The sequence below is a fragment of the Candidatus Thiodiazotropha endoloripes genome (genome assembly GCF_001708965.1).
GTDB lineage: Bacteria > Pseudomonadota > Gammaproteobacteria > Chromatiales > Chromatiaceae > Thiodiazotropha > Thiodiazotropha endoloripes.
In genome coordinates, this window is sequence record NZ_LVJW01000003.1 from 23857 (window position 1) to 49999 (window position 26143).

Sequence of the window (26143 nt, forward strand, 5' to 3'; positions counted from 1 at the left end):
TTAACTCAATTCAGATCTGTAGGTAATCAAAATGCGACAGGATTACAGCTTGAATGGAAAAAACATCAAACAAATGATTCTCCCACTCATGGGCCTGCTTGTTCTGCCTCTCCTGGCAATGGCGGAAGGGACGCCCTTCGGTTGGCAGAGAGAGGTCACTGCGCTTGTTTCTCAGCTGCAGTACAAAGAGGCAGGAGAGAAGTTAAAAAGCTACTGTGTGGATGAGAAAAGTGGTGAGCTTTGCCTGGTTCTGGCCTCTGCCTATTTTGAAGGTGAGATCAAGTTCGGTATTGAAACAAAAGATATCGTTGAAGCCTACAAATATACCAAGCTTGCCTGTGACTATGGTTCCGAGTCCGGATGTGAGGCCTATAAAGGGGCTGTTGAGAAGGGGGAGCTGCTTCAATTGGTGCTGTATGAACCTGGCATTGTGGATCGGGGTGCACAACTGAAAAAGGCGATCCAACAGGGATTGGATCTGAATGTGACAACCATGTTCAGCAGGACGCTTCTGCAAGAGGCTGTCAGTGAGGAGAAGGGGGAAGCGGTCAAGTTATTGCTGGAGAATGGAGTGGACGTCAACTATCGGGTCAGTGAAGAGGATCTGACACCGCTCATGTATGCCATCAATACAGGCAATCAGGAGTTGGTCAAGCAGCTGCTCGAGTATGGTGCTGATGTGAAACAGACGATGATCGCGCCAGACTATCTGAAAATGGAGAAGGACGTTGTGGATGCCTGTGATTTTGCCAACAAACTGGAAAAGCGCGAAATGTCAGTGTTGTTGAAGTGTGGCGATAGAACCGTAGCCCAGGAGTAGGCGAAAATTTCTTCATAAAAATAGTGAAGGATTACTCACTCATCAGGTAGTCAATCATTACGTTTCATATATTCAGGTATGACAGGGATTGGAATCATCTGTCCAATTGTTGATTGTTGTCTATTGGCGCCATCAGTGTTCATCGCTCTCTGAAATAGTAGTGACAGTCACCACAACTCATGCGCACATCGTTGACAGCTCGTTTCATTGTTTTCATATCACTTGGGTCGACCGCTTTAAGCGCCATGATCTTACGGCGATTGTGCTGTATGGCGCTTTGAAACCCTCGTGGATCGCTCCAGATCAGGGCCAGTGCCTCTGACTCCGGGTGTTGATCCCCGACCGGGAATAGATCCTGATAGATATCATTGAGGTTCAACAATGCATCCACATGGGTTGGGATGTGGTTTTCGATCGACAGTTCACCTTTTACATAACCTTGCAGAGCTTTCAGATGATTGGAGGCATTTTCCATGATTCTTGAGCGATAGTGATAGATCTCCTCCACACTGTCATCCGTGGTGGCAGTGGATGGCAGCAGCATTAAAATCAAACTGAGACGGGCAAGAAGTTTCATGTTTCCTCTTACTGGTTAATTGCAGTAATCAATTGGATTAGTACTAGGGGCTGTTGGATTAGGGTTAACAGGCCCTAACTGGCACTAACGCAATGTAGCTTCGTTCAAACTCACATCGAGGCAGTTGCTCAGCAACTTCAGGACTGGCTTGCTTTCCCAATCCACCGCACCGATCAGCATCCCTTTTACCATACCCTGCTGATCGACAAACAGTGTCTGGGGCAGAGCGCCAATCCTGTGGTCGTAGGAGATTTTACCAAACCGGTCAGCTGCAACCGGCAGATTGGTAATTTCATGGGTTCGATAGAATCGGTTCGCTTGCGAGACACCCTTACCGTCCCGGACCAGAGGGAGGATCATCAATTTGTCCTGTGAGATGCGAGCCTGAAGCCGATCCATGGATGGCATCTCCTCCCTGCAAGGGGTACACCAGGTAGTCCAGAAATTGATCAGTAACGCACGTGGGCCGGGGAGCGTATCAAGAGGAACCTTTTGCCCTTCGCTGTTATAAAACGCGTTTCTGGAAACCGGTTTAGGATCGGCATAAGCACGGAAATGACCGCTTCCGAATGCCTGGCTTTGGCATCCTTGCGGAGCCTGCGGCTCTGCCACCACAGGCCCCGAGATAAGGATAAGTCCAAGCAGGAGCAGCTGAGTGCTGCGAGGTTTGAAATAAGTCACTGGACGGCTTGCTGTGCCAGCTGCGCGAATATCTGGTCCAGGTCATCCAGCAGGCGGCAATCCTCCAGGCTGTAGGTGCTGCGCAGAGAGCTGGGTTTGCGGTAGATCACCCGGGTGCCCACATCATCCTGGAATACCGCAATTTTAAGCGGTAACTCCAATCCGGCGGCGGGGTCGTGCCACATGATGCGCGCATTCTGGTTTGATTTGCCGAATGAGATCACCTTTTTCACAGAGTTTGCATCACCGTGGTCGTAGACAGAAAAGACTTTGAAACGCTGTTCTGCGAGCTGCTTTTTCAAGCTTTCCACAATCTCGTTGGCAGAGGCCTTGGCTTCGATTTTTACCAGATCACCATCGGCTGCCAGTAGTGGGGTAATCATTAACAGGGTTAACAATGGGAGTAGGGTAATACCCCTTAGTAAACGGCTCATGATTAATGATCTCCTGACTGCTGGATCTTAAAAATACGGACGATTACTTTAACGACTTCAAGAACTCGATTACGTTCCTGCGTTGCTTATCCGACATCGGTTTCACGCCGACAACAGGAAACGCCATTTTATTGTCCGGGATGAGCGCTTTGGGATCCTGCAGATAGGCGTCGAGCGTGGCTTCATCCCAGACGATGGAGTCTGCTTTGCTGAGATGGGCGGCAGAGTATTCATAGCCTTCCACTGAACCGGCAGGTTTTCCATACACCCCCCAGAGTGGTGGGCCAACCCTGTTTTGTTTTTCTGCCGTGATATCATGGCAGGCAAAGCACTGCTTAATGGCGACTTTTTTCCCCTTTTTCACCATCTTTTTAATCATTTTGGCATCATCCATCGCCATTACTTCAACACTGGCCACCGGTAGGGCAATGACAATAGCCAGGGCAATCAGAGCAAACTTCTTCATCAAAAAACTCCTAAAACTGGAAACCTGCTGAAGTAGAAACAGAAGTTTCTACTGAGAAAGTTCCGCGTATGTGTTTAATACAGTATGGGTTTTGCTAACCTGAGTATGCCGCAATATCCATGCCAGCTGAAGTGGATTTTGTCGGTTTCCCGTTGCTGGAATTGGCTGCTAACGGTAAGGGGCCGATATATGTTTGATAGTTGGGGAATCATCGCCCTAAGTCGTCTCCAGTCTGAATCCTTTCCAGAACGTTTACAGCTGATCGTTGGCTTGTTGATTGCTTGATAAGGATGTGAAATTGAACGAATCGTTCAATCGAAAAGCATGGATATGAACAGACCGTTCCAGAGATTCCGAAGTCAGCAGTTAAAGAGAGAGTTCCTAGAGCCTGTTAACACTAATCCAATAGGCCCTAGTGGATCGCTGGGTTTACCCTTCGGAACAGACATCGTATTATCCCAGCAGCTTGAGGAAGTACCGGTAACGGGGTTCCGGGCTGCTGATTATTCATCGGGAGGCAAGGCGTGAAGCTGTTTCATCGAACACGATTTCAGAGACGCTGGCTGGCGGCGTTACTGACACTTTTTGCACTCCTCTCGGGTAAGGATTTGCTGGCGGAAGCTGCTCAGACTGAAGCGACCCAGCAGCCTGTCGGTCTGATCGGGGACTGGTGTCGGGAGAAGAAGCGCATGATCACCCACTATGCGGTCAAGCAGGGAAGTCTGTTTATCCGTGGCGGTCGAAGCGGACGGACCCACAGGGCCGATCTCAACTGCAATCACGACTATACCGAGTGCGAGGCCCAGACTATTCGTGGTTGGGGGACACCGGTGACTGAAATTCTGCGCCTGGAAGGTGAGGAGATGCATCTTACCCGGATCTGGGGTGGGGCCTGGAAAGATAAAACCTATCAATTCATCTTTACCCGTTGCCCCAAGTGGTGAGTGCCTGGTTTAGGCAGGCACTGCCTTAGAAACTCAATTCCACTGCAAACAGCAGCATGCCCAGTAGCAGCAGCAGACCCAGGGCAACCATACTCAAACCAAATCCAAAGAAGGCGATCTGTACCGCGCGGGGTGGCTGGGTAATGACGCGTTGTTGTAGATTGCCTTCGTTCTGCATGCGTTCGATCCAGGCGGGATGCTCCTGCTCCAATGCTTGAAGTTCGGCTGCGCCATGGAAAATATGTGCATTCAATGGGAAGGCGCTGGGGCGATAACTCTCGATAAAAAAGTGCACCACAAAAATGTGAGCCATCGCCAAGATGGCCTCCACCTTGTGGATCCAGCGGGCTACATTCATCATCCATCCAGGCAATACAGATGTGGTGAGCACTGAATCAAACATCACCAGGCCGGTTGTGCCAACGATCACCAGTCCCCACCAAACCGCCCAGTAGTCGAATTTCTGCCACCAGGACCAACGGTCGAATACCGGATGCTCTCTTCGACCAAACAGCCAGGCCATATGCTGATGAATCGCCTTGAAATCATTCCAGCTCCAGACCAGGCTGTCCGGCCCTCTGAGAAAGCCCGGTTTGCCGATAACGGCTGAGCGAATCAGGTAGATGATATGTGCACTGAATATCCCCAGCAGCAGCAGCCCGAACAGTCGGTGAATCCATACCGTACCTTCGGCACCGGCGAACGGGAGTGCCAGCAACTTGCCGAATTCGGTTTCGATGGTCATCCATGCCACACCGGTCAGAGAGAGCAGCATGAAACAGACGATAAGGGTTGTGTGCAGCCAACGTTCACCCGGGGAAAATCGTTCTATCAGAAGAGTCTGGCCATCGGCTTGAGTGGTTTTCCCCCGCTGCTTCCAGTGTTGTCTGATTTCACGCCAGGCCCAGACTGAGGTGTAGGGCATGAAGAACAGAAACACCCCAAACGCCAAAGCGAGAATGGCCATGGTTGACCAATAGAGGGCGGGGAATCCTTCCCGGGTCTGACTCGACCAGGGGGGCTTCTCATGGATTAGATAGCTGCCCATGCCGGGGCCGGCGTTTTCGTGACATTTGGCGCAGACCTTCTCGTAACGGTGTTCCGCATAGGCCGCTGCGTTTGGGTTGTTTATGCCGGCCACAGGTTTCGAGATGTGGCAGTCCCGACAGACCAGTTCGGTACGGGCATAGTGCAGATTTTTCTGCTGCCCTTCGTGGCAGCTGAGACAGTAGCGGGCGTGGTAAAAGGATTTTACATTTTCATGAGCATCCGCCTTGACGGAGTTGCGTCTTACCGGCCCCTGTCCTGGGCCGATGGACTCCAGCCAGCTGCTGTGCTGTTTGTCCGCTGGCACGAACAGACTTGGATCGTTGGGGTCTTCAAAACCGCTGTTTGCCGAGGCGGTGTGGCTGAACAGAGCCATCAGGCAGACTATGCAGCCGGCAATGCTGAATAAGCGAATCAGGTGGTAACGACAGGTTAAGGGGTATTGAGCCATCTTTAACTTGGATTCAGCCAACCTCTGGGGATTTTCAGTCACACTCAGCAGATCAATAGAGTTCGTGGATTACTGCCTTCCAGTTGACTGATCTGGGTCGTTTTACCGGATAGCCTTCGAAAACCGGATATTCGATATGAATCTGAGTGTGGTGTTTCAGTTTGTTTGTGCCGATCTAGTATCCCTGGCCTGTAAACAACAATATATATGGCTTGTGCTGATCTTTCATGCTTTGTAAGCTGCATGAGAGATTATTTATACCCAGTGATATTGGGGTTTCCCCGGTGGCGCCGTGTAGTTGGTAAATGATGTGGTGTTCTGGTGGAGTCTGGCTGGTTCTGTTCAGATTCATGCCGTTGTCTGTTAACGGGTCCAACATTGTGACACGACATTGCCTTACTTGACGCAGTTATCTGGTAAGGTGGTCAGATACGATTCTCAGAGATTGTTTCGACGGTAGACAGATTAGAGAAAACTATTATGAATAGAACGAGAGTGATTTCCTGGATTGCATCGATGCTGCTTCTGTTTGGCAGTGGACAAGTCTACGCTTACGGTAAAACCGGAGCGGCTCCGAATCGTGATGCAATTCCCCATACGGGCAGTGTGTTGGAGGCAATTTCCACGGCCGGTTACACCTATATCCGGGTGGAGGAGTCAAGCAGCGTTTACTGGATTGCCGTGCCGGAGACTCAGGTTGAGGTTGGTGAAAAGATCAGCTTTTACGAACAGATGCTGATGGAGAATTTTACCAGTAAGACGTTGAACAGAACCTTTGACAGAATCCTCTTTGTCGAGGCCATCAGCAAAGGTGAAGCTCTTCCGACCAAAGCCCATGCTCAGCCGTCAAAAAACAAACAGCCACCGAAACCGATCGCGGCACCACAGCCACCCGTCGAGCTGGGTGACCCGGTAGGGCGCTATACGGTAGAGCAGGTCTTTGAGAAAAAGCAGGAGCTGAGTGGCCGGGTGATAGAAGTGAAAGGCAAAGTATCAAAAGTTTCCAGCCAGATCATGGGCCGGGATTGGGTGCATCTGGAAGATGGAACCGGTAGCAAACAGGCGAAGAATCACAAGATCATTCTGCGAACGACTCAAGCCGGGGTCGGTGTCGGTGATGAGGTAGTTGCCAAGGGTATGCTGTTTACCAATAAGGACTTTGGGTATGGGTATTTCTATCCGGTTATTCTGGAAGATGTTGTATTCAACAAATAGTATTGATTAGTGTTGGAATTATCACGGTTCTATTTATTGGCCAATATTTGCGGTACTTGTCGTCCATCCGCGATCAGGTTTTTACTACTGTAAAATACTAAACCCGGCATGATCACAAAGTCAGACTGTTCATAGGTTTATTCAGTCTCTGTGGAAATGAACATCTACCCGATAAAGCGGGTCATGGATTGCTTAACAGGCTTGCCAACTTGGCAAACTCTTCAATGGCGAGTGATTCGGCACGGATGCCTGGATCGATTCCGACAGACTCGATCGCTTCTGCGGTGAGTGTCTTCTTCAGGCAGTTACGCAGCGTTTTTCGACGTTGTGAAAAGGCATCGGCAACCACCTGGCTGAAGTTATCCCAATTGTCGATCCGATATGGCAGGCTCTCATGGGGTATTAACCGGACGAAGGCTGAGTCGACTTTCGGGGGGGGATTGAACGCCCCGGGACCAATAGTAAACAGGGGGGTCACTTCCGCTCTGGCCTGCAGCATTACCGAGAGACGGCCGTAGCTCTTTGATCCTGGATCGGCACCCATCCGCTCCACCACCTCCTTTTGCAACATAAAATGCATATCTTTGATGTTGGCTGATTGATCCAGCAGGTGAAACAGCAGCGGTGTGGAGATGTTGTAAGGCAGGTTGCCAACTACCCGCAGGGGTCTCTCCGGCTCAGCCAGCCTGGAGAAGTCGAATTTAAGTGCATCGATGTTATGGATTTGCAGTTTGCCGAGCGTCGCACAGCGGTGCGCCAGTGGCTCGATCAGATCCCGGTCGAGTTCAATGGCGTGCATCTGGATGACCAGAGGCAGGAGTTCTGTTGTGATTGCCCCCTGTCCAGGACCGATTTCCGCCAGATTGTCATCGGGTTGCGGGGCAATGGCCTGGACGATACGCTGGATGATGCCCGGATCATGCAGAAAATTCTGACCAAACCTCTTTCTGGCTCTGTGTGGTGTAGGGTTGCCCATGCTGAAATTAGTATTAACAATATGTTAGGAATCAATGGATTGAGATTATCCACAAAGACCAGGCGTTTATGATATCAGTCGTGAGATGTTGAGTCGTATCGAAAACCACGACAGTGGTTTGAGTCAAGCTTCACACTTGCACACAATAAAACAATGAAATCTCCAGGTATGGAGATGCGGGATGCCACAGGCAGCCATCAATAAAAGTGTGCTGCACCCACCCCCACCACACTAACGACACCGGTTGGAGAGATCCCTCCTTTACCAGATTGTCGATCGGTATGGCCCGGAATTCAGGAATCTGATGGTAGCACAGGGTAAGCCTTTACCTGTACATGTTCAGCAAGAATTTTCGAAGTATCTCAAATGCAGCTGCCTGGGTTATGGGCACCTGGCGGGTGTAATGCATAAGCTGCCATCAAGAACACTTGGTCGCCGGGTTAGTAACAGCAATTGCCGTATCGACTTGACGCCTGCCAAGTGTGGCAAAGGTCGCCGCAGAATCTTAGGGCTTGTTTATTGAGAGCAACGGGCCGAATTGGCATCACCTGTGAAAATAATCGTAACTTATTATAACCGATTGTAATCAAAAGCTTTTCTAAAGTCGATAATTCGTTTCAGCGCTTTTTTAATAACTTTTTTACCATTTCCAAATCAACACTTGTCGCAAAGAGATATTTGCTTTCCTACCACTTGGTGAGACGCTGTTTTGAAAAGAGTTTCTCTTTGTAAATCAATGGGGCGAGATCTACGTGAAAAGCCGGATTGGCTGATTTTCACTGTTATACTAAACCTTTTCCTACAGCAGTCGCTAAAGTACCAAGAACAAATAAGAGTAAAGGAGTAACACCCTATCCGTAACCCTAGTTAATCACGGAGAATCAGCGGTGAACCCGACCACATCCGAAGTCAGCAACGATCTCCAAATCGGTTTCACTTCAGCGCTTGGGTCTTTGCGAAAGTATACCCTGGTTGCCGTATTAACATGGACATTGCTGATCACAGGTGTTTTTGCCTGGACAGTACACGATCAGGGTAACCGTGAGTTCGCCACCGCACTCAGCGTGGCTCGCGCCTACTACGAGAAAGATCAGGCAGTACGCCAGTGGATTGCGGCTCAGGGCGGTGTCTATGTGAAGATCACAGAACAGACACAGCCTAATCCCCACCTGGTGGACCTGCCACATCGGGATGTCACCACCGATGCGGAGCAACAGCTCACCCTGATGAATCCGGCCTATATGATTCGCAAGATCAACGAGCGTTTCAGCCGGATGCATAATGATTATATCCACATCACCAGCCTGGAACCGCTGCACGAGGAGAATGAGCCGGACGAGTGGGAGCGGGGGGTGCTCGAGAACCTTGAAGGGGAGTCGGACGAGGTAGCAAAAATTGTAGATTTTCGCGGCCAACCCACGCTGCGGATGATGCGCCCGATGGTCACAAAACGACGCTGCCTGAAGTGCCATGAACGGCACGGCTATAAAGTCGGTGACATCCGCGGTGGAGTCTCCATCGCCATTCCCATGGCGCCCTATCGGAAAGACAGCAGTGAACATTTGCTGCTGATCGGCACAACCCATGGGGGAATCTGGCTCTGTGGATTGTTGGGTATCGGCTTTTATACACAGCGGGCTCGCCGTCATCTTGAAGATCGCCAGAACGCCATACACTCACTGGCCCAGGCGAGTAACTACAACCGGTCGGTCATCGGCGCACTGGGAGAAGGGTTGCTCGGATTCGACGACAAGGGACGCTTGACCTTCCTTAATCCAGCGGCGGAACAACTGTTGGGTTGGAAAGAAAACGAACTTCTTGGCAAATCGATTCACGGTTTCATCCACTATCTGAAAACGGACGGTTCTACCTGCAGTGAGGATGAGTGTCCCATGTTGGGAGTGCTGCAGAGTGGTGAATCACACTCCAGTCGAGATGACCAGTTCATGAGTCGGGAGCGCAAGGCCATACCCATCTCCTACATCACCACACCCCTCTTCGAACAAAATAGTATCGTAGGTGGCGTGGTGGCCTTTCAGGACATCACCGAGCAAAAACACAATTTGCAGCGTATCGAATACCTGGCCCATCACGACAGCCTTACAGGTCTTCCCAATCGGGCCGCATTTCTGGAGGCTGTGGATAATGCACTGGCCCATGCCCATCGTTACGACCACGGCCTTGCCCTGCTGTTTTTGGACCTGGACAACTTCGGCGTGATCAATGACAGCGCCGGGCATACAACCGGCGACGAACTGTTGAGCGAGGTAGCGAAACGTTTACGACCTGAGATTCGCCAGCCTGACTTTGTAGCCCGTCAGGGTGGTGACGAGTTCCTCATTCTAATGATGCCGGATGGAAAAGAAGAGCAGATGGAGGATGCTGCTGGGTATCTGGCTTTAAAAGCTACAACCCTTGCCCAACGTATACTGGATACCATGCGCGAACCTTTCCTGTTGGACGGTAAAAGCTACTATGTCAAAGCCAGTGTCGGCATCAGTCTCTATCCGGAGGACGCCAAGGATAGAGTTGAGTTATTGAAGAACGCCGATGCCGCCATGTACACCGCTAAAGGCGAGGGACGCGACACCTATGCGCTTTACGCTGGCGATCTGGCCCAGCGGATCCAACACCGCCATATGTTGGAGACGGGGCTCAACCAGGCAATGATAAAAGAGGAGTTTCACCTGGCGTACCAACCCATCGTGGACCTGAATGACGGCAGAATATTGGCCGTGGAAGCCCTTCTGCGTCTGGACTCGGCCACACTTGGTAAAGTCTCGCCCGTAGAGTTCATCCCGGTGGCGGAGGAGTGCGGTCTGATTCTACCTATCGGCCGTTGGGTGCTGCAGACTGCCTGCCGGCAGATGGCAGAATGGTATGGCTCGGGCTTGGATCTGAAAGTGGCCGTTAATCTGTCGACGCTTCAGCTTCAACGAGAAGATTTGGAAGCAATTGTACTCCAGGCCTTGGAGGATGCACAGATTCCTGCTTCGAAACTGATTCTGGAGATCACGGAAGGTGCCACACTGCATGCCTCCCCCATCGTCATCGAGCGGCTGGAACGGCTGCATGAACTGGGCATCGGTCTGAGTCTTGATGATTTCGGTACCGGCTACTCCTCTCTCAGTCGCCTTAAGAATCTACCGGTTGATACATTGAAGATCGATAAATCATTCGTAAACGGTGTAGTGACAGACCGGGATGATGAACAGATTGTACTTACCACCATTGAGTTGGCCAAGAATCTCAATAAACGGGCTTTGGCTGAGGGTATTGAGAGCCGAGAGCAATGGCAATGTCTTGTACGAAACGGGTGTCAGCGGGGGCAGGGGTTCTTTTTCAGTCGTCCGGTCGATGCTGCCGCCATAGAAAAGCTGATACGCGAGGATGGACACTGGAATCGCAATTTGACCAACTGAGTCTTTTCGAGAATGATGAATTTTTTCATTCCGTAATTACCTTGCTCTTGAATAGAGGGTCACTTGAGGACAATCGTTACCAATCGACCGTCGCAATAAACAGGCAACCGGTAAATGGCTTGCCCGATGGATTCATGACGCTTTTTTTTCTTCCCTAATATACAGGCCGTGGCGTTTTTTGTACTTACTGACTGTATGCGTAATGAGTCATCACAAGGGGCTTAAAGCATTAAACTGTCTGTTACCTGAAATGGAACTTAGTGATTGCATGGAATCCTTTAACGAACTAGATAAGCAAGATGCCGACCTTGCGAAACTGAAAGCTCTTCTTCAGATCGTCTCTATCCGAACACATTGTGTCTCGATCAATAGTGTTCTTATCGATAATAAAGATTCCGGTGAGATCTACTGCCTATGGGGACAGTTCAGCGTTTCACGGGAAGAGATTCGCTGCGGTGAAAGTTGGTACAAGTGAATGACCTGTGTCTCTATCGGTTAGGAATGTCCATCCAGGCTTTGTTGCTCAAATGGCTCATTGTCTGTGAATACAATCATAATGGCATTGATCCAAAGCAAATTGAGTATCTATTAATCCGACAACTAAGTATCTTGTGATCAGCGAGTTTGTAAGGCTTATCTGATATCAATACAGTTATCATGCTTGTGTATTCATTAAGAAGTGATGATTTTCTCAATCCTTCAATAAAAAAGCCGGGCATCGCCCGGCTGGTGCTGAAATATAAGGTTCTTAATGGGCGCCAACAGCTTTTGCAGCCGCTCCGGCAGGTACACTGAATGCGGAAGCGTTGACCAGGAAGTGTACCCAGATGCTGGCCCCGTAGCCGAGCGCAATTGCCCAGCTCCATTTCAAGTGGGCCATGAAGGTATAAACGCCACGGGCGGTTCCCATGACTGCCACGCCTGCGGCTGAACCAATCGCAAGCATTGAGCCGCCAACACCGGCCGTCAAAGTAACCAACAACCACTGGCCATGAGACATATCAGGCATCATGGCAAGTACCGCAAACATAACCGGAATGTTATCAATGATCGCAGAGAGAAAACCAACCAGGATGTTGGCATTGGTTGTGCCCAGGTCGACATACATCATTTGAGATACCAGCGAGAGGTAACCGAGCGTTCCCAGGCCGCCAACACAGAGGATGATGCCGTAGAAGAACATTAACGTATCCCACTCGGCGCGCTCCAACGATTTGAAGATATTGTAATGGTTACTGCCATGGCCATGATCATCCTGAGCGCCGCGCTGTTGTGTCGCATTATCCTCCAATGCCATATGGTGTTCACCAAGATTGAGGTTGTCATCGGCAACCGCTTCACTCTTTTCTGCGGTCTTAATGGCATCCCGGCGCTTCAAATAGTATCCGTAGAACTTGAGCAATCCCAAGCCTGTCATCATGCCGACTACTGGAGGAAGGTGTAAAAAGTTGTGCGCTGAAACGGCCATGACGATTGTCAGGATAAACAGACCGACAACGAACCATGCGCCATGTCGTAATCTGAATTCACCGGACTCAATCGGTTCCGGTTTTTCATTGGATACCGCCATTGACATGATGGCTGCCGGTATCAGCCAGTTGACCAGTGAAGGGAGAAACAGAACAAAGAACTCCTGAAACTGAACAATACCTTTTTGCCAGACCATCAGTGTGGTGATGTCACCGAATGGAGAGAAAGCTCCTCCGGCATTCGCTGCAACCACAATATTAATACAGGCAATGGCAACAAAGGTTGTATTGGTTCCGCCTACGGCCATTGCCACAGTTGCCATCAGCAGGGCGGTAGTTAAGTTGTCGGCAATTGGCGATATGACAAAGGCCAGAACACCGGTTAGCCAGTAGATTGTTTTTAATGAAAACCCACGCGAAACGAGCCAAATACGCAACAGATCGAATACCCCCCGTTCTTCCATGGTGTTGATATAGGTCATGGCTGCCAACAGGAAGAGGAAGAGTTCGGCAAATTCCAGCAGGTTATGCCGAACAGCCGCTTCTGCCGTGTGGGTGTCCCCGGAATTGGCATAGACAATCGCCACAATCATCCAGATGATGCCGGCAGCTACCATCACAGGCTTGGACTTACGCAGATGCAGAGCTTCTTCAGCAATGACAAGTGAATAAGCCATAACGAAAATTATGACACAGACTATGCCTGCCCAATGAGTCGTGAAGTCCTGAAGCTGGATGCCGTCACCACCTGCCATTACCAGTCCTGGCAGGGCAAAGAGCAAAAGTGCGATCAAACACTTTGAAATGTTCATTGGTATCTCCCTTTTCGATTCTGATCTCATTTTTTTTATACTGCTTTATTCAGGTAGCGGCAGAAAACTACGGTAATTTATTATTTTTTCACTAAATATAGTGGATTCGGGCTCAACATGGATTGGAATGAGTCTGACTTCCGCAATTACCACAATGGCAATTGCTGACTATCGATCCGATCAGATCTTGTTGAAGGTTGGATCTGGGGGGAACTGTGGAAAAATCATTTGATGAGAATGATATCTCTAATTTCGAGTTTTGACTTATGTTGACATATGGCTTCAATTATGGCGGTATTTTTAAATATTTAACTTCATAACATGCTGAATAATTAGGAAAAAAGATTGAAGAAGGTGCCGGATTCGTCCTTTCTCCCGTTTATGAGTCGCCTGGTTAAGTCCAAAACCACTCCTCTTTGTTATCCCTACTGATCTGTATTCCGAATGGTGACACTAGGCCGATTTCAAATCTGCGATGCATTCCGGTCATAGCCTCATGCTGGTCACGATTGAATACTCAGTACGGCTGCTTTTTTTCTACCCGGTTATCAGGTAGCCTGCCTGCGGCCGTCGGATTTATCTCTCTTGCCCCTATCAAGATCTTTCTTTTCGCCTGGTATAGACAGACTATTTCAGTTGGCACTAGACTGCTGTAAAGGGTCAATGATCTACCGTGGCGTCTCAGTCCGGTATCGTTCAGAACTGAAAAAGCAATTTGTTATTACCATGTTTCACCGCAAACCAAACCAATCCAATCGTGATTTTAAAAAATGACTGCCAATATACGATTAGCCAATCTCTTCTCAGCCCTCAATGATGAGCAGGTCAAACAGATACTGGAGAACAGCAATACACTGAAACTGCAGGATGGCGAATCCCTGTTTGAGAGTGGTGACAAAGCCGAACGGTTCTATCTCGTGATTGGTGGCCAGATCAAGCTGTTTCGGGGTTCACCCAGTGGCGATGAGAAGATTATCGACATCGTTCAACCCGGCAATACTTTTGCCGAAGCAGTCATGTTCATGAACAATCCGGTCTATCCGGTCAGTGCTCAGGCTTTGGGGCCAGCCCGGGTGATGTCTTTCGACAACAAGCGCTTTCTGGATATTCTGAGTCATTCCAATGAGACCAGCTTCAGGATCATGGGGACCATGAGTCAACGGTTGCGTGGCCTGATCCGGCAGATCGATGAGTTGACTCTGCAGAGTGCCACCACCCGGCTCTGTGCCACCCTATTGCGTTATATGGAGGAGGCCGGGAGTGAGGTTTTCAAACTGCCGGCGGCCAAGGGTGTGCTGGCGGCGCGTCTCTCTATGAAGCCTGAAACCTTTTCCAGAATTTTACATAACCTGAGCAGTAAACAGATTATCAAGGTGACCAGTAATGAGGTCTCGGTATTGGATGTTGAACAGCTCAAACAGCTGGCCCATACCGAGGCTGTTGTCGGACTTGAGCCCGATGGTTCCGCGGTCGCGCACCATCCCTGTGTTTCACACAAGGATCTTGAGTGAGTGATCGACAGATGGCCGAGGTGAACTGTCTCTATTGCGGTAAAAAGATCGCCGATGATCAAGCCGAATGTCCCCACTGCGGCGCCGTATCACACTTCCAGAAACGCGGTTTCCGTTCTGGGGCAAGAAAGAAATTCATTATATTTTTCATTGGCTTGGTTGTCTTCTGCGGTTTCTTTATTTTCTGGTTGCCCCGTTAACCCGACACCCGGCGGGGAAACGCAATTTGACGAAGGTCAAAGCCACAGTCTTCTCCTGTGATATCAATCTACCTCACGATAGGATTCAGGAGACATTCCGATGGCTCAGCCGTTTACAAAAATAGTGGCGCGTAACATCTTTTACGGTGGTACCGCTTTTTTCTTTCTGCTATTTCTTGCCCTCACCTTCGATACCATGGGCCAGCTGCCACAGCGGGATAACCGTGATGCGCTCTCCGGGGAGCTGGGGCCGGTTATTACCCAAGGCAAACTGATCTGGGAGGAGAACAACTGCATCGGTTGTCATACCCTGTTGGGTGAAGGTGCCTACTTTGCTCCGGAGCTGGGGAATGTCTACCAGCGATACGGTAATTCAACAGACGCCATCAAAGCCTTTATCGCCAGTCGCCCGGCTGAAGGTATTCCCGGCCGTCGCAGCATGCCGCAGTTTAATTTCAGCGACGAAGAGCTCACTGCGATTGCTGAATTTCTGAAATATGTCTCGGAAATCAACACCGCCAATTGGCCGCCGAATATCCAGGGTTAAGCGAGGAAAAGAACATGCAATATCAATCACAAGCGGTTGCCAAACCCTATTTCATCGCTGCCATCGCCCTGTTTGTGGCGCAGGTACTTTTTGGTCTGATCATGGGCCTGCAGTATGTGGTCGGTGATTTTCTCTTTCCGGAGATTCCCTTCAATGTGGCCCGTATGGTCCACACCAACACCTTGATCGTGTGGCTGCTGATGGCTTTCATGGGGGCGTCATACTATCTGGTGCCTGAAGAGGCGGAGACTGAGCTCTACTCACCTGGGCTGGCTACTCTGATGTTCTGGGTATTTCTGGGTGCCGCAGCGCTGACTGTTGTGGGTTATCTGTTACTTTCCTACTCCACGTTGGCGGAAGTCACGATGAACAAGCTCCTGCCAACCATGGGTCGAGAGTTTCTAGAGCAGCCGACCATTACCAAAATTGGTATCGTCATTGTTGCATTGGCGTTTCTGTTCAATATCGGTATGACAATTCTCAGGGGACGCAAAACGGTCATCAATCTGGTGTTGCTGATGGGGCTGACCGGGCTTGCTGTGTTCTTTCTCTTCGCCTTTTACAATCCTGATAACCTGGTTCTGGATAAGTACTTCTGGTGGTGGGTGGTACACCTCTGGGTTGAGGGTGTGTGGGAGTTAATCCTCGGTGCGATTCTGGCATTCGTCCTGGTGAAGACCACCGGTGTCGATCGGGAGGTGATCGAGAAGTGGTTGTATGTGATTATCGCCATGACCCTGATCACCGGGATTGTGGGCACCGGACACCACTACTACTGGATCGGTACACCGGAATATTGGCAGTGGTGGGGTTCCATCTTCTCCGCCATGGAGCCGATCCCATTTTTCATGATGACGGTTTTCGCCTTCAATATCGTGAACAAGCGTCGTCGCGACCATCCCAACAAACCGGCCATGCTGTGGGCTCTGGGAACCGCTGTGATGGCGTTCCTCGGTGCCGGCGTGTGGGGCTTCCTGCATACCCTTTCACCGGTCAACTATTACACCCATGGTTCACAGATCACTGCAGCGCATGGCCATATGGCCTTTTATGGCGCCTATGTGATGATCAACATTACGATTATCTCCTACGCGATGCCCCTGTTGCGCGGCCGTAATGCGGCCAATCCGGTGAAGTCCCAGGTTTGGGAGATGTGGTCGTTCTGGTTGATGACCATTGCCATGGTCTTCATTACCCTGTTCCTCACCGGTGCCGGCATTCTGCAAGCCTATCTGCAGCGCATGGGAGAGAATCCACAGCCCTTCATGGTGGTACAGGAGCAGATCTCCCTCTTCTACTGGCTGCGTGAGATTGCCGGTGTGATCTTTCTGATCGGCCTGGTGGTCTACATCGCCAGTTTCTTTGTGGGTCAGAACGATCCGGAGGCTACCACCGCAAGTTGAGAATACCCTCTGAAGGATTAATTCCTTCATTCCTGTGGCCGGCACTGAAGTGCCGGCCTTTTTTTAACAGGTCTTTGAGTGGCCATGACGGCAGATAGATCAGTTTTACAGAGTAACTACCCGCCGGGTGATCTGGCGATATGGATCTTCATCCTGGCGGAACTGGCCGTGTTTGCAATCTTCTTTGCCGCCTATGCGTTTACCCGTCTGCAGCATGTGGAGCTGTTCAATGAGTACCAGCTGACACTGGACGGGGAGGCGGCATTGATCAATACCCTGGCGTTGATCACCAGCTCCTATTTTGTGGTTCGTGCAGTGAGTGCCATTAAGCAGGACGATCGCAGGCGCTGTGTCCACTGGCTGCTGGCAGCACTCTCCATGGGACTGCTGTTTCTGATTGTCAAAAGTATCGAATATATCCACCATTACAGTGAGGGGATCAATCTCAGCAGTAATACTTTTTATATGTTTTATCTCTCCCTGACTTTTTTCCATTTCATGCATGTCATCATGGGGATGGTCATTCTTGCGGCAATCGCAGTGATGGCAGCCAGGGGTAAATACAGTCGCCAGGAGCATACCGGAATCGAGAGCGGTGCCTCATACTGGCACATGGTCGATTTGGTCTGGTTGATTCTGTTTCCTCTCGTCTATTTGATGCGGTAATCGGACCATGAAGCAGCTAAGCGGTTATCTTGGTATTCGTCCCTGTACCCTGACTTATCTGTTGTTGATCGCCATCAGTCTGACCACCTTTCTGATTGGTAAACTGGGATTCAGCGGTCTTGGGATGTCTCTGTTGGTGTTGTTTCTGGCGTTGATCAAAGGACAGTTGGTGGGAAGCTATTTTATGGGGCTCGGCAGTGTCCGCGGTATATGGCGCTGGCCGGTTTTTATCTGGTTGTTCATTCCGGGTATCCTGATCGGAATGGCCTTCTATCTATCCTATCAGTGAGGTGTCCGGTTTGAACGAGTTACCCTTCTACAAACCCCAGGGGAATGAGATCGAGCTGTTTGAGCACGCCTATCGTCATCAACTTCCCCTGTTGATCAAGGGGCCTACCGGGTGCGGCAAGACCCGCTTTGTAAACCACATGGCAGCCCGTCTGGGGCGACCCGTATACACCGTGTCATGCCACGATGACCTTACCGCGGCCGACCTGGTGGGGCGTCATCTGATCGGTGAAGGGGAGACCTTCTGGAGTGATGGTCCATTGACCCGGGCGGTGAGGGAGGGGGCGATCTGCTATCTGGACGAAGTGGTGGAGGCGCGCAAGGATACCACGGTCGTGCTTCACCCGCTGACCGACGATCGGCGTATTCTGCCGATCGAGCGTACCGGTGAGATCCTGCATGCGCCGCCGGAGTTCATGCTCATCGTCTCATACAATCCCGGCTATCAGAATCTACTCAAAGGCTTGAAGCCGAGTACCCGTCAGCGCTTTCTGGCAACCCGTTTCGATTTTCCGGAAAGCGAACTGGAACAGCAGGTGCTGATCAGCGAAACAGGAATTGAGGCGTCCCTTGCCAAGCGCCTGGTAACCCTGGCCAATGCCCTGCGTGCGCTCAAGGATCATGATCTGGAAGAGGCGGCATCAACCCGCCTGCTGGTCTATACCGCTACCTTGATTGAGGGTGGATACGCACCGTTGGAGGCGTGTCGCGCCGCCCTGGTTGAGCCTCTGAGTGACGATCAAGAGACCGTTGCTGCGCTGATGGATGTGGTCGAGGTTACCTTCGGTGGTTGAGCCGGATCGGCAGATTGAGAATCTCAGCGAGGATAAGACGCTGGCTGTGATCAGTGAAGGTCTCTATCTGTTGAATCTGTTGTTTCCCCTGTTGCCGCTGTTAGCGCTGGCCTGGCTTTGGCAGCGCCATCGGGGTAGCGCTACGGGTTTGCTTGCCAATCATCTGCATCAGGCATTCATTGGTGCCGTTATCGCAACCCTGCTCTTCACCGCGGCAAATCTGTTGATCATTGTTCTGGGAGGTTATCGTTCGCTGCATGCTTTGATCATCTTTGAGCTCTACTACATCATCTGTGTGCCCCTGTTACTGATTCCGGGTCTGCTTGGCCTTATCAAAGCCATGGCGGGGCAGACCTATCGTTTTCCCTTGATCGGCCGGGTTGATGTTTAGGCGCAGCTCAATCCTGCAACGTCGACGCGCTCTGTTTCAGGCGGCTTTCTTTTGTCTGTTTATCCTGGCGCCGCCCCTCGATCTGTTTCGTTTCGACCTGAACCTCAATCACTTTATTCTGTTTGGCAACCACTGGACGCTTGGCCTGGATGCTCTGATCGAGGGAGACATCAGCTCTCTGCAGGGCAGTTTCAATATCATCTTGCGTGGTTTTCTGCCCCTGCTGTTGGTTATCGGCGGGTTGATCTGGGTCGCCTGGCGATTCGGACGATTCTATTGCGGTTGGCTCTGTCCCCACTTCTCGGTGGTGGAGATGATCAATCGACTGATGTTTCATGCCAGTGGCAGGCAGAGCCTGTGGGAGCGTCAACCGCTGCCACGGCGCCAGGCGGATGGGACGATGGTGAAGTTCGACTGGCGCTACTGGCCGCTTACCCTGTTGTCCGCCGCCTTTTTTGCCCTGCTCTGGGCGGTGGTACTGCTCACCTATCTGTTGCCTCCGGAGGAGATCTACCACAACCTGCTGCATGCATCGTTAACCCCTAACCAGGCCCGTTTCATTGGTGTTGGCACACTGCTGCTGTTTATTGAATTCACTTTCGCCCGGCATCTCTTCTGCCGTTTTGGCTGTGCAGTGGGTCTGTTTCAAAGCCTCGCCTGGATGGCTAATGATCGGGGTCTGGTCGTTGGCTTCGATCGAGACCGGGCAAGGCATTGTTCAAGCTGCAACAGTGCTTGTGACAATATCTGTCCAATGCGCCTGAAGCCACGCTCGATCAAGCGTCGCATGTTTACCTGTACCGAGTGTGCTCAATGCATTACTGCTTGTGAGCAGGTGCAGGGATCACTCGAACAGAGATCTCTCCTCAAATGGGTCAGTGATGCGGAGGCCGTTGCCGTGGCAACCGGCCGGCCTACAGCAGAGGAGGGCGGTAAGCCTGCAGATAGAACGATACCGTTCAATGGTGGCCACTGATGGAAGAGCGGGTTGGTGAACTCTGGCATCGACTGATCACACGTGCAGCGCAGAGCCGTTACCCGGAAGCGGCCGTCACGCTGCAGCAGGTTAATACCCGTGTCAGTATTTTGTTTCGAGCGTTGGGGGGTGATGGTGGTTTACAGGTTGAAGCCGCCCATGCAACGGAACACGCCGCACGACGCAGTTTATTGCATCGCATTGCCGGGGATAATAAGAAGGCCGAACTGGCCTGGCGTGATGAGCAGTATCTTCGGCTGCCCGCAGTGATCGACTGTTTTTCTACCACGCAACTGAATCGGGATCTCTACCGCTGGCTGGTGGTTCTTGCCGTGGGTAAACAGCTGGAGGATGAACCCTGGTTCAGTCGGAATCAGCGTCTGACCTGTGAGGTGCTGGAACACTACCCCAGCATCCGGCCGCTCTATCAGCGGCTGGTGTCGGCTCACCTGGCACAGCGTCTGCAGCCCCCATCCCATCAGCCATTGGAATTGGCTCAGGAGTCCGCTATACGCCAGGCACTGCTTGAACCCGGCAGCATTGAACATCTGCCTCAGGCACACCGGCCACCGCATCCCGTGCCACTCTGGCTTCATCCCTGCCCACCCGTCAGCATGAGTCGCCAGCAAAACCGGGATTACCGTGAGAGCAGCAGCGGCGGCGGTAGTAAAGCACTGGAATCTGAGACTAAGCGACTGGCCGAGGAGAGTGATAAGAAAGAGACCAAGGGACGGGGCTTGGTCACCATTCGCATGGAGAATATCTTTACCTGGGGCGGCTTTCTCAAACTGGATCGGGATGCGGAAGAGAATGAGGATTTGGAGAGCGCCGCCGATGCCGCTCAGGATATGGATCTTATCACTATCAGTCGTGACGCAAGAGGCGCCGCTGGAAAGTTGCGTTTTGATCTCGATCTGCCGGCCGCAGCGGAGGACGATCTGGTACTGCATGAGGGTTTCCTGCTGCCGGAATGGGACTTCAAAAAGCGCCAGCTGATTCCCGACCTGTGTCGAGTGGTGCCGATGCTGGCGGCTGACGCCGGTAGTAGTACGCTGCCGTCTCATCTCTACCGGACAGCAAAAAAGCTGCGGGCTCAATTCCAGTATTTGGCGCCTTCACGGAAGTGGTACAAGGGCCAACAGGATGGCAGTGAGATCGATCTGGACGCCTACTTGCGTTTTGCCACCGATCGTATCGCCGGTCACGCTTCCACCGATAACGGTCTCTATCGCCTGTTGAAAGCGGGATCCCGGGATCTGGCCTGCCTGCTGCTGGCGGACCTCTCACTCTCCACAGATACCTGGGTGGACAACCATGCCCGGGTGATCGATGTGATCCGTGACAGCCTGTTCCTGTTTTCCGAAAGTCTATCCGCAACCGGAGATGCCTTTGCCATCTATGGCTTCTCTTCCCGTAAACGGGATCCTGTCCGTTTTCATCAGATCAAGCGGTTTGATGAGCATTACAACGGCGCTATACGTGGACGCATTCAGGCCATTAAACCCGGTTACTACACCCGTATGGGGGCGGCAATCCGTCACAGTACCTCGATTCTCAAAGAGCATCAGTCGGAGCGTCGCCTGTTGATGATACTCAGTGATGGTAAGCCGAATGATCTGGATAAGTACGAGGGTCGATACGGTATCGAGGATACCCGTGAGGCTGTTCGTGAGGCTCGTGCGGAGGGTCTGGAGCCGTTCTGCGTCACCATCGACAGCAAGGCTAATGACTATCTGCCTCATCTGTTCGGTTCAACCGGGTATGTGGTCATCCGCAAGCCGTCAGAGCTGCCTCGTGAACTGCCGCGACTCTATGCCAAACTGACAAGTTGAATCATTCGGGAGAAGATGATCGATCATGAAGCCGATGAACCCTGGCTTGACTGTGGCTGAATAAGGTCTACTGGTTGGTTTTAATGCGCTTAACAGACTTTTTCAGAGACTGTTTCTAGACCGGTCAAGTGTTTCGCCAAGGCTTGCGACTGATTGCCGCAAGTCCAATCTGTTTTGATATTCCACCTTATGTCGTTTGATGCGGGAAATAGTTGATTGAATGATTGCGCACCGGTGTGGTGCATTATGCGCAAGTCTTTGAATCTCTCTGTCACAAATGTGTTGAATTTCAGGTGATCGGGGGGCTGTCTTGCGGTGTCTCGATTCAAAGAAATATTCATAAACCAGACCAGGAACAGTGCTACACTTGATTGACACAGAGAATATGAAGTGACTCATTATGCTCAAGTTTCAGGAGCCACCAAAAGAATACAACGATGTCTTCCTGGAAGACACTGACAAACCGCTGCCCAAGGTTCTCAATCAAAACACCCGTTACATGTTTCTGAGCACCATCGCCAAGGGTGGCAAATCCTTGATCAAGACCTGCAAGGATATGCATCTGAACCGGGTGGTTGCGTATAAAACCCTCCGCTCCGAATTTGTCGATGATGAGATAGAGAATATCCGTCTGCTCCGCGAAGCACGGGTCTCCGCCATGCTTCAACACCCAAATACAGTGCCTATCTATGAGATCGGACGAGACAATCGGGGGCACTACTATTTCACCATGAAGCTGGTGCATGGCTATACGCTGCGGGAAATCCTGAATTATCGTGAGCGTTATGATCTGACTCAGCTGGTCGAGGTTGTTGTGCGGATTGCACATGCCTTGGGTTACGCCCATGTGCATGGGGTCGCTCATCGTGACATCAAACCCGAGAACATACTGGTCGGTCCATACAATGAAGTGCTGTTGATGGATTGGGGGCTGGCCAAGGTCTGGAGAAAGGATGGCACTACTCTGGAAGAGCCAGGGGAAAGCAAAACTGTGGCTGATGGCGATAAATCGATAACCGGCTATGGCAAGTTGCAAGGTACCCTCTGTTATATGTCACCGGAGCAGATTCGGCGTGATCCGGATATCAGCTTCAGTACGGATATCTACAGTCTGGGATCAGTCCTCTATGAACTGTTGACAGGGCAGACCCCATTTGACAGTGACAAGACCTATGAGATCCTTGAAATGGTGGAAAACCGCCAACCGGAGAGACCTTCTGAAGTGAGTAAATATGCGCTACCGAAAGTTCTCGAAGATCTCTGTATGAGATGCCTGGCCAAGGATCCCGCTTCAAGACCGGAGTCCATGACAGAGGTGATACGCACTCTGGAACATGAGTGGGCAAGTGTGAAGTGAGGTGTCGGGAGCTTCTGTTACCCGGTCACTGAAGCACTAATAAAAAAACCGGAGCGGCATAGCCGCTCCGGTTGTTGATCGCACTCAACCAGAGTCGGATCAGCCAAGAGCCTCTTTGGTGATCTTGACGATGATTGCGGCAACCTTATAGGGATCCGCATTGGATGCCGGACGACGATCTTCCAGACGACCTTTCCAGCCATCCTCGACCGTACCAACCGGGATACGAATCGACGCACCACGGTCGGAAACACCGTAGCTGAACTGGTCGATGGACTGGGTCTCATGCTGACCTGTCAGGCGCTGTTCATTGTGCGCGCCGTAGACCGCGATACAGGGGCCGACATTCTTGCCGAACTCATCACAGATCTTGGTAAAGATCTCTTCATTACCGGCTTCTCGCATCGGGCCATTCGAGAAGTTGGCGTGCATGCCGGAACCATTCCAGTCAGTTTCGCCAAGTGGTTTGGGGTGCCAGTCGACTGCCAGGTCATATTTCTCGGCAGTGCGCTCCAGCATATAACGAGCCAGCCAGATTTCATCACCGGCGGTTTTCGCGCTCTTGGCAAAGATCTGGAATTCCCACTGGCCTGCAGCCACTTCAGCGTTGATACCCTCAACGTTCAGGCCGGCTTCCAGACACAGATCCAGATGCTCTTCGATCAGGTCGCGGTTATAGGCGTTGCGTGCACCGACCGAGCAGTAGTAAGGGCCCTGAGGAGGTGGGTAACCGCCAGCCGGGAAGCCTGGTGGGAGATTGGTAACAGGATCCCAGAGGAAATACTCCTGTTCGAAACCGAACCAGAAATCTTCATCGTCATCTTCAATGGTGGCCCGACCATTGGAGGGGTGCGGTGTGCCATCGGCGTTGAGGACTTCGGTCATCACCAGGTAAGAATTTTTACGCGCCGGATCAGGAATTACCGCGACTGGCTTCAGCAGGCAGTCAGATGCGCTACCCTCAGCCTGTTCGGTCGAGCTACCGTCAAACGACCACATCGGGCAGTCTTCGAGTTTACCGCTGAAATCGGAGCGGACCATGGTTTTACTTCGCAGGCTCTGGGTCGGCTTGTAGCCGTCGAGCCAAATATATTCCAGCTTACTTTTCATACTTTATATATCTCCAAACGAAAGATCAGAATTACGTTTTGGCGTAATGCGATAGAAATCAATGACGGTAAGTCGTGCAAGATTCCCGGCGGACAACATGGTCATGATCAGGCCTCTCTGAATGCACCAATCGGATTAAGCGTGGAGTGCAGCTTGTTCCAAAAAGAGCAATGTGCCTGAATATGCCGTCGATCACAGCTAGCGCGATCTCTGAGCAGCATCATCCATGCCACTTTCTGTTTTCATTTTATAAACAGCTAGTTAGCAATATTTTGGTGTACCAAATAATTTGGGTGTGCACCATAATGAGGCGCATGCGCTTTTTACATGCACTATATTGGTGCGCTGGTGTGTGTCACGAGATTTTATTGAGCAAAAGCTTGGGAAGGGACAAAAAGCGGGAAATCAGATAGAAGTAACAGTAGGGGGTATTGTGCAGAATGATACCGAGACTGCTGTTGCGGAAGATTTTTCTCGATACTGCAAAGCTGATCAACAGCAGTAAGAGGCCAAAGAAGAGGGCTGTCAGATAGGCTTTGCTCAGCAGGGCGCCGATAAAAAACAGATGGATCAGTACGAAGACGACAGCGGCGATGGCGACTTTCGACTCCAGAAATCGATGCAAGCCCTGAAAATCACCAATACCATGCCATATCTCCCGTTTACAGAATTGCAGCAGGGTTTTTGGGAAGCCATCGTGTATGGATTGCAGCTCCCTGTCTATGTTGATTTGAGCGCCTCGGTTGCGTCCTCTGACGCAAAACTCAAAGTCTTCACCGGTACTCAACGCTTCATCGAATCCACCGATCTTGTCGAAGCTTGTCTTGCTTAAAATCAGGTTGCCGCCATTGATGTAGGTCACCTCTTTCTCCGAAAGTGGCTCGAACCAATATTTATCCAGATTGCTTGGGTTTTCCGGGATCATGTAACGTGATCCTGTGATCATGTAGTGGTCGCGGATCTCCGGATAACGTTGCTTCATTGTTACTGCCCAGCTCCGGGTCAGACGAACATCCGCATCGATGAATGCGATTACATCGGCGGCAGCAGTAGCAGCGCCAATGTTTCGTGCCTTGGAGATGGAGTCTTTAGGAATTTTGACCAGGTGTGTGCCTGCTTGTTGTGCCAGCTCTGCTGTGTCATCGGTTGAACCGTTATCCACCACAATAATCTCGAGATCCAGGTCATACAGATTATGACGAATGGATTCGATCAGGTTGCCGAGATGCGCCGTTTCATTGTACGCAGGGATCACGACGGAAAGATCTGGTTGCCTCCTGGGCGCGTTGTCACTTGGCATATCGATAGGCTGTCAGTGAATAGTGCACTGGGTACAGTGTTGAGATGAGCGCTAGTTTAACGTAATTACCGAATCTAATCATCTTTATGGAAAGGCTTATAAATAGTTGGTTTACACATGAAATATCGTACTCAAGTGGGATGAATTGGCTGTTTTATTAGCGACCGGAATATGAAGCTTAAAGATGAAACGGAGTTAAGTTCTGAGGCCAGTGACAGTGTCTCTTCAGGTGACTGTGTGGCCTTATATTTACCAAATAGTTATAGCATTGGAGAGAGTATCAGGATCCCGGCTTAATGTATTTATAGTGTATGGCTGTTATGAAATCTAGTGGAGGGATTTATTCATCCAGTCCTGGAATCTGCAGCGTCATTGCGCTTTGTTTTGCTTTGTTTTGGTAGGGTAATCAAGCTTACTTATGATTTTCACAGAAGTGGTGTAGTAGGCCTTGGTC

24 protein-coding genes are annotated in these 26143 nt (G+C 50.9%); 15 read left to right on the plus strand and 9 right to left on the minus strand.

What is annotated here, in order from left to right; all coding sequences use genetic code 11:
- Positions 1-49 precede the first annotated feature (49 nt).
- Positions 50-820, plus strand: coding sequence for an ankyrin repeat domain-containing protein (locus A3193_RS00100; RefSeq protein ID WP_162273719.1), 771 nt, complete (start codon positions 50-52; stop codon positions 818-820).
- 139 nt (positions 821-959) lie between these two features.
- Here the strand turns inward: A3193_RS00100 and A3193_RS00105 are convergent, their stop codons facing one another.
- The 4 genes from A3193_RS00105 to A3193_RS00120 all read right to left on the minus strand — a co-directional run bounded on the left by A3193_RS00105 (position 960) and on the right by A3193_RS00120 (position 2978).
- Positions 960-1397, minus strand: coding sequence for a c-type cytochrome (locus A3193_RS00105; protein ID WP_069004184.1), 438 nt, complete (start codon positions 1395-1397; stop codon positions 960-962).
- 84 nt (positions 1398-1481) lie between these two features.
- Positions 1482-2078: a TlpA family protein disulfide reductase gene (locus tag A3193_RS19945; protein WP_071938081.1), complete on the minus strand. Its 597-nt coding sequence runs from the start codon at positions 2076-2078 to the stop codon at positions 1482-1484.
- Positions 2075-2512 (minus strand): DUF302 domain-containing protein, encoded by a 438-nt coding sequence (locus A3193_RS00115; RefSeq protein WP_083218226.1) that lies wholly within the window; start codon positions 2510-2512, stop codon positions 2075-2077. Before A3193_RS00115 ends, A3193_RS19945 begins: the two co-directional genes overlap by 4 nt.
- 43 nt (positions 2513-2555) lie before the next feature.
- On the minus strand, positions 2556-2978 hold the full coding sequence (locus tag A3193_RS00120) for a c-type cytochrome (protein ID WP_069004187.1): 423 nt from the start codon (positions 2976-2978) through the stop codon (positions 2556-2558).
- A gap of 524 nt (positions 2979-3502) precedes the next feature.
- On the opposite strand from A3193_RS00120, the gene A3193_RS00130 reads away from it, so the two are divergent.
- Positions 3503-3922, plus strand: coding sequence for a hypothetical protein (locus A3193_RS00130; protein WP_069013758.1), 420 nt, complete (start codon positions 3503-3505; stop codon positions 3920-3922).
- Between the two features lie 25 nt (positions 3923-3947).
- Here the strand turns inward: A3193_RS00130 and A3193_RS20235 are convergent, their stop codons facing one another.
- On the minus strand, positions 3948-5345 hold the full coding sequence (locus A3193_RS20235) for a cytochrome b/b6 domain-containing protein (RefSeq protein WP_235614872.1): 1398 nt from the start codon (positions 5343-5345) through the stop codon (positions 3948-3950).
- A gap of 555 nt (positions 5346-5900) precedes the next feature.
- On the opposite strand from A3193_RS20235, the gene A3193_RS00140 reads away from it, so the two are divergent.
- Positions 5901-6635 (plus strand): hypothetical protein, encoded by a 735-nt coding sequence (locus A3193_RS00140; protein WP_141694744.1) that lies wholly within the window; start codon positions 5901-5903, stop codon positions 6633-6635.
- Positions 6636-6816: 181 nt separating this feature from the next.
- Here A3193_RS00140 and rsmA read toward each other — a convergent pair whose 3' ends face one another.
- Positions 6817-7611 (minus strand): 16S rRNA (adenine(1518)-N(6)/adenine(1519)-N(6))-dimethyltransferase RsmA, encoded by a 795-nt coding sequence (rsmA, locus tag A3193_RS00145; RefSeq protein WP_069004191.1) that lies wholly within the window; start codon positions 7609-7611, stop codon positions 6817-6819.
- 887 nt (positions 7612-8498) lie between these two features.
- Between rsmA and A3193_RS00150 the strand changes: the two genes are divergently transcribed.
- Positions 8499-11033 (plus strand): EAL domain-containing protein, encoded by a 2535-nt coding sequence (locus A3193_RS00150; protein WP_083218527.1) that lies wholly within the window; start codon positions 8499-8501, stop codon positions 11031-11033.
- Between the two features lie 748 nt (positions 11034-11781).
- On the opposite strand, the gene nhaD is transcribed toward A3193_RS00150, so the two are convergent.
- The gene (gene nhaD, locus A3193_RS00160) at positions 11782-13314 is read right to left on the minus strand and encodes a sodium:proton antiporter NhaD (protein ID WP_201258760.1); all 1533 of its coding nucleotides are present in this window, start codon (positions 13312-13314) and stop codon (positions 11782-11784) included.
- 770 nt (positions 13315-14084) lie between these two features.
- Here nhaD and A3193_RS00165 point away from each other — a divergent pair.
- The 11 genes from A3193_RS00165 (at position 14085) to A3193_RS00215 (ending at position 23279) form a co-directional block, all read left to right on the plus strand.
- Positions 14085-14825, plus strand: a complete 741-nt coding sequence (locus A3193_RS00165; protein WP_069004195.1) for a Crp/Fnr family transcriptional regulator — start codon at positions 14085-14087, stop codon at positions 14823-14825.
- The gene (locus A3193_RS00170; RefSeq protein ID WP_235614873.1) at positions 14822-15025 is read left to right on the plus strand and encodes a zinc ribbon domain-containing protein; all 204 of its coding nucleotides are present in this window, start codon (positions 14822-14824) and stop codon (positions 15023-15025) included. The genes A3193_RS00165 and A3193_RS00170 overlap by 4 nt, the downstream gene beginning before the upstream one ends.
- Before the next feature lie 100 nt (positions 15026-15125).
- The gene (locus A3193_RS00175) at positions 15126-15572 is read left to right on the plus strand and encodes a c-type cytochrome (RefSeq protein WP_069004196.1); all 447 of its coding nucleotides are present in this window, start codon (positions 15126-15128) and stop codon (positions 15570-15572) included.
- A gap of 14 nt (positions 15573-15586) precedes the next feature.
- Positions 15587-16975: a cbb3-type cytochrome c oxidase subunit I gene (locus A3193_RS00180; RefSeq protein WP_069004197.1), complete on the plus strand. Its 1389-nt coding sequence runs from the start codon at positions 15587-15589 to the stop codon at positions 16973-16975.
- A gap of 84 nt (positions 16976-17059) precedes the next feature.
- A complete protein-coding gene (locus A3193_RS00185; protein ID WP_069004198.1) occupies positions 17060-17641 on the plus strand; it encodes a cytochrome c oxidase subunit 3 family protein in 582 nt (193 codons plus the stop codon).
- 7 nt (positions 17642-17648) lie between these two features.
- Positions 17649-17930, plus strand: coding sequence for a cytochrome C oxidase subunit IV family protein (locus A3193_RS00190; RefSeq protein ID WP_069004199.1), 282 nt, complete (start codon positions 17649-17651; stop codon positions 17928-17930).
- 10 nt (positions 17931-17940) lie between these two features.
- Entirely contained in the window at positions 17941-18723 is a 783-nt protein-coding gene (locus A3193_RS00195) for a CbbQ/NirQ/NorQ/GpvN family protein (RefSeq protein WP_069004200.1), read from the plus strand.
- Positions 18716-19114, plus strand: coding sequence for a magnetosome magnetite crystal formation protein family (locus tag A3193_RS00200; protein WP_083218229.1), 399 nt, complete (start codon positions 18716-18718; stop codon positions 19112-19114). The genes A3193_RS00195 and A3193_RS00200 overlap by 8 nt, the downstream gene beginning before the upstream one ends.
- Complete coding sequence (locus A3193_RS00205) at positions 19107-20090, plus strand: 4Fe-4S binding protein (RefSeq protein WP_083218528.1); 984 nt, start codon at positions 19107-19109, stop codon at positions 20088-20090. Before A3193_RS00200 ends, A3193_RS00205 begins: the two co-directional genes overlap by 8 nt.
- Positions 20090-21922: a nitric oxide reductase activation protein NorD gene (locus tag A3193_RS00210; RefSeq protein WP_069013763.1), complete on the plus strand. Its 1833-nt coding sequence runs from the start codon at positions 20090-20092 to the stop codon at positions 21920-21922. The genes A3193_RS00205 and A3193_RS00210 overlap by 1 nt, the downstream gene beginning before the upstream one ends.
- A 400-nt stretch (positions 21923-22322) precedes the next feature.
- Complete coding sequence (locus tag A3193_RS00215) at positions 22323-23279, plus strand: serine/threonine protein kinase (RefSeq protein ID WP_069004203.1); 957 nt, start codon at positions 22323-22325, stop codon at positions 23277-23279.
- Positions 23280-23378: 99 nt separating this feature from the next.
- Here the strand turns inward: A3193_RS00215 and A3193_RS00220 are convergent, their stop codons facing one another.
- The gene (locus A3193_RS00220) at positions 23379-24389 is read right to left on the minus strand and encodes a glutamine synthetase beta-grasp domain-containing protein (RefSeq protein WP_069004204.1); all 1011 of its coding nucleotides are present in this window, start codon (positions 24387-24389) and stop codon (positions 23379-23381) included.
- A 355-nt stretch (positions 24390-24744) separates the two neighbouring features.
- Complete coding sequence (locus A3193_RS00225; protein WP_083218230.1) at positions 24745-25689, minus strand: glycosyltransferase family 2 protein; 945 nt, start codon at positions 25687-25689, stop codon at positions 24745-24747.
- Positions 25690-26143: the final 454 nt, after the last annotated feature.

Excerpts from the sequence above, each read along its gene's own strand:
- A3193_RS00105 (WP_069004184.1), bottom strand. The coding sequence starts at position 1,397 with ATGAAACTTCTTGCCCGTCTCAGTTTGATTTTAATGCTGCTGCCATCC.
- A3193_RS00115 (WP_083218226.1), bottom strand. The coding sequence starts at position 2,512 with ATGAGCCGTTTACTAAGGGGTATTACCCTACTCCCATTGTTAACCCTG.
- A3193_RS00120 (WP_069004187.1), bottom strand. The coding sequence starts at position 2,978 with ATGAAGAAGTTTGCTCTGATTGCCCTGGCTATTGTCATTGCCCTACCG.
- A3193_RS20235 (WP_235614872.1), bottom strand. The coding sequence starts at position 5,345 with ATGGCTCTGTTCAGCCACACCGCCTCGGCAAACAGCGGTTTTGAAGAC.
- A3193_RS00140 (WP_141694744.1), top strand. The coding sequence starts at position 5,901 with ATGAATAGAACGAGAGTGATTTCCTGGATTGCATCGATGCTGCTTCTG.
- rsmA (WP_069004191.1), bottom strand. The coding sequence starts at position 7,611 with ATGGGCAACCCTACACCACACAGAGCCAGAAAGAGGTTTGGTCAGAAT.
- nhaD (WP_201258760.1), bottom strand. The coding sequence starts at position 13,314 with ATGAACATTTCAAAGTGTTTGATCGCACTTTTGCTCTTTGCCCTGCCA.
- A3193_RS00165 (WP_069004195.1), top strand. The coding sequence starts at position 14,085 with ATGACTGCCAATATACGATTAGCCAATCTCTTCTCAGCCCTCAATGAT.
- A3193_RS00175 (WP_069004196.1), top strand. The coding sequence starts at position 15,126 with ATGGCTCAGCCGTTTACAAAAATAGTGGCGCGTAACATCTTTTACGGT.
- A3193_RS00180 (WP_069004197.1), top strand. The coding sequence starts at position 15,587 with ATGCAATATCAATCACAAGCGGTTGCCAAACCCTATTTCATCGCTGCC.
- A3193_RS00185 (WP_069004198.1), top strand. The coding sequence starts at position 17,060 with ATGACGGCAGATAGATCAGTTTTACAGAGTAACTACCCGCCGGGTGAT.
- A3193_RS00190 (WP_069004199.1), top strand. The coding sequence starts at position 17,649 with ATGAAGCAGCTAAGCGGTTATCTTGGTATTCGTCCCTGTACCCTGACT.
- A3193_RS00205 (WP_083218528.1), top strand. The coding sequence starts at position 19,107 with ATGTTTAGGCGCAGCTCAATCCTGCAACGTCGACGCGCTCTGTTTCAG.
- A3193_RS00210 (WP_069013763.1), top strand. The coding sequence starts at position 20,090 with ATGGAAGAGCGGGTTGGTGAACTCTGGCATCGACTGATCACACGTGCA.
- A3193_RS00215 (WP_069004203.1), top strand. The coding sequence starts at position 22,323 with ATGCTCAAGTTTCAGGAGCCACCAAAAGAATACAACGATGTCTTCCTG.
- A3193_RS00220 (WP_069004204.1), bottom strand. The coding sequence starts at position 24,389 with ATGAAAAGTAAGCTGGAATATATTTGGCTCGACGGCTACAAGCCGACC.
- A3193_RS00225 (WP_083218230.1), bottom strand. The coding sequence starts at position 25,689 with ATGCCAAGTGACAACGCGCCCAGGAGGCAACCAGATCTTTCCGTCGTG.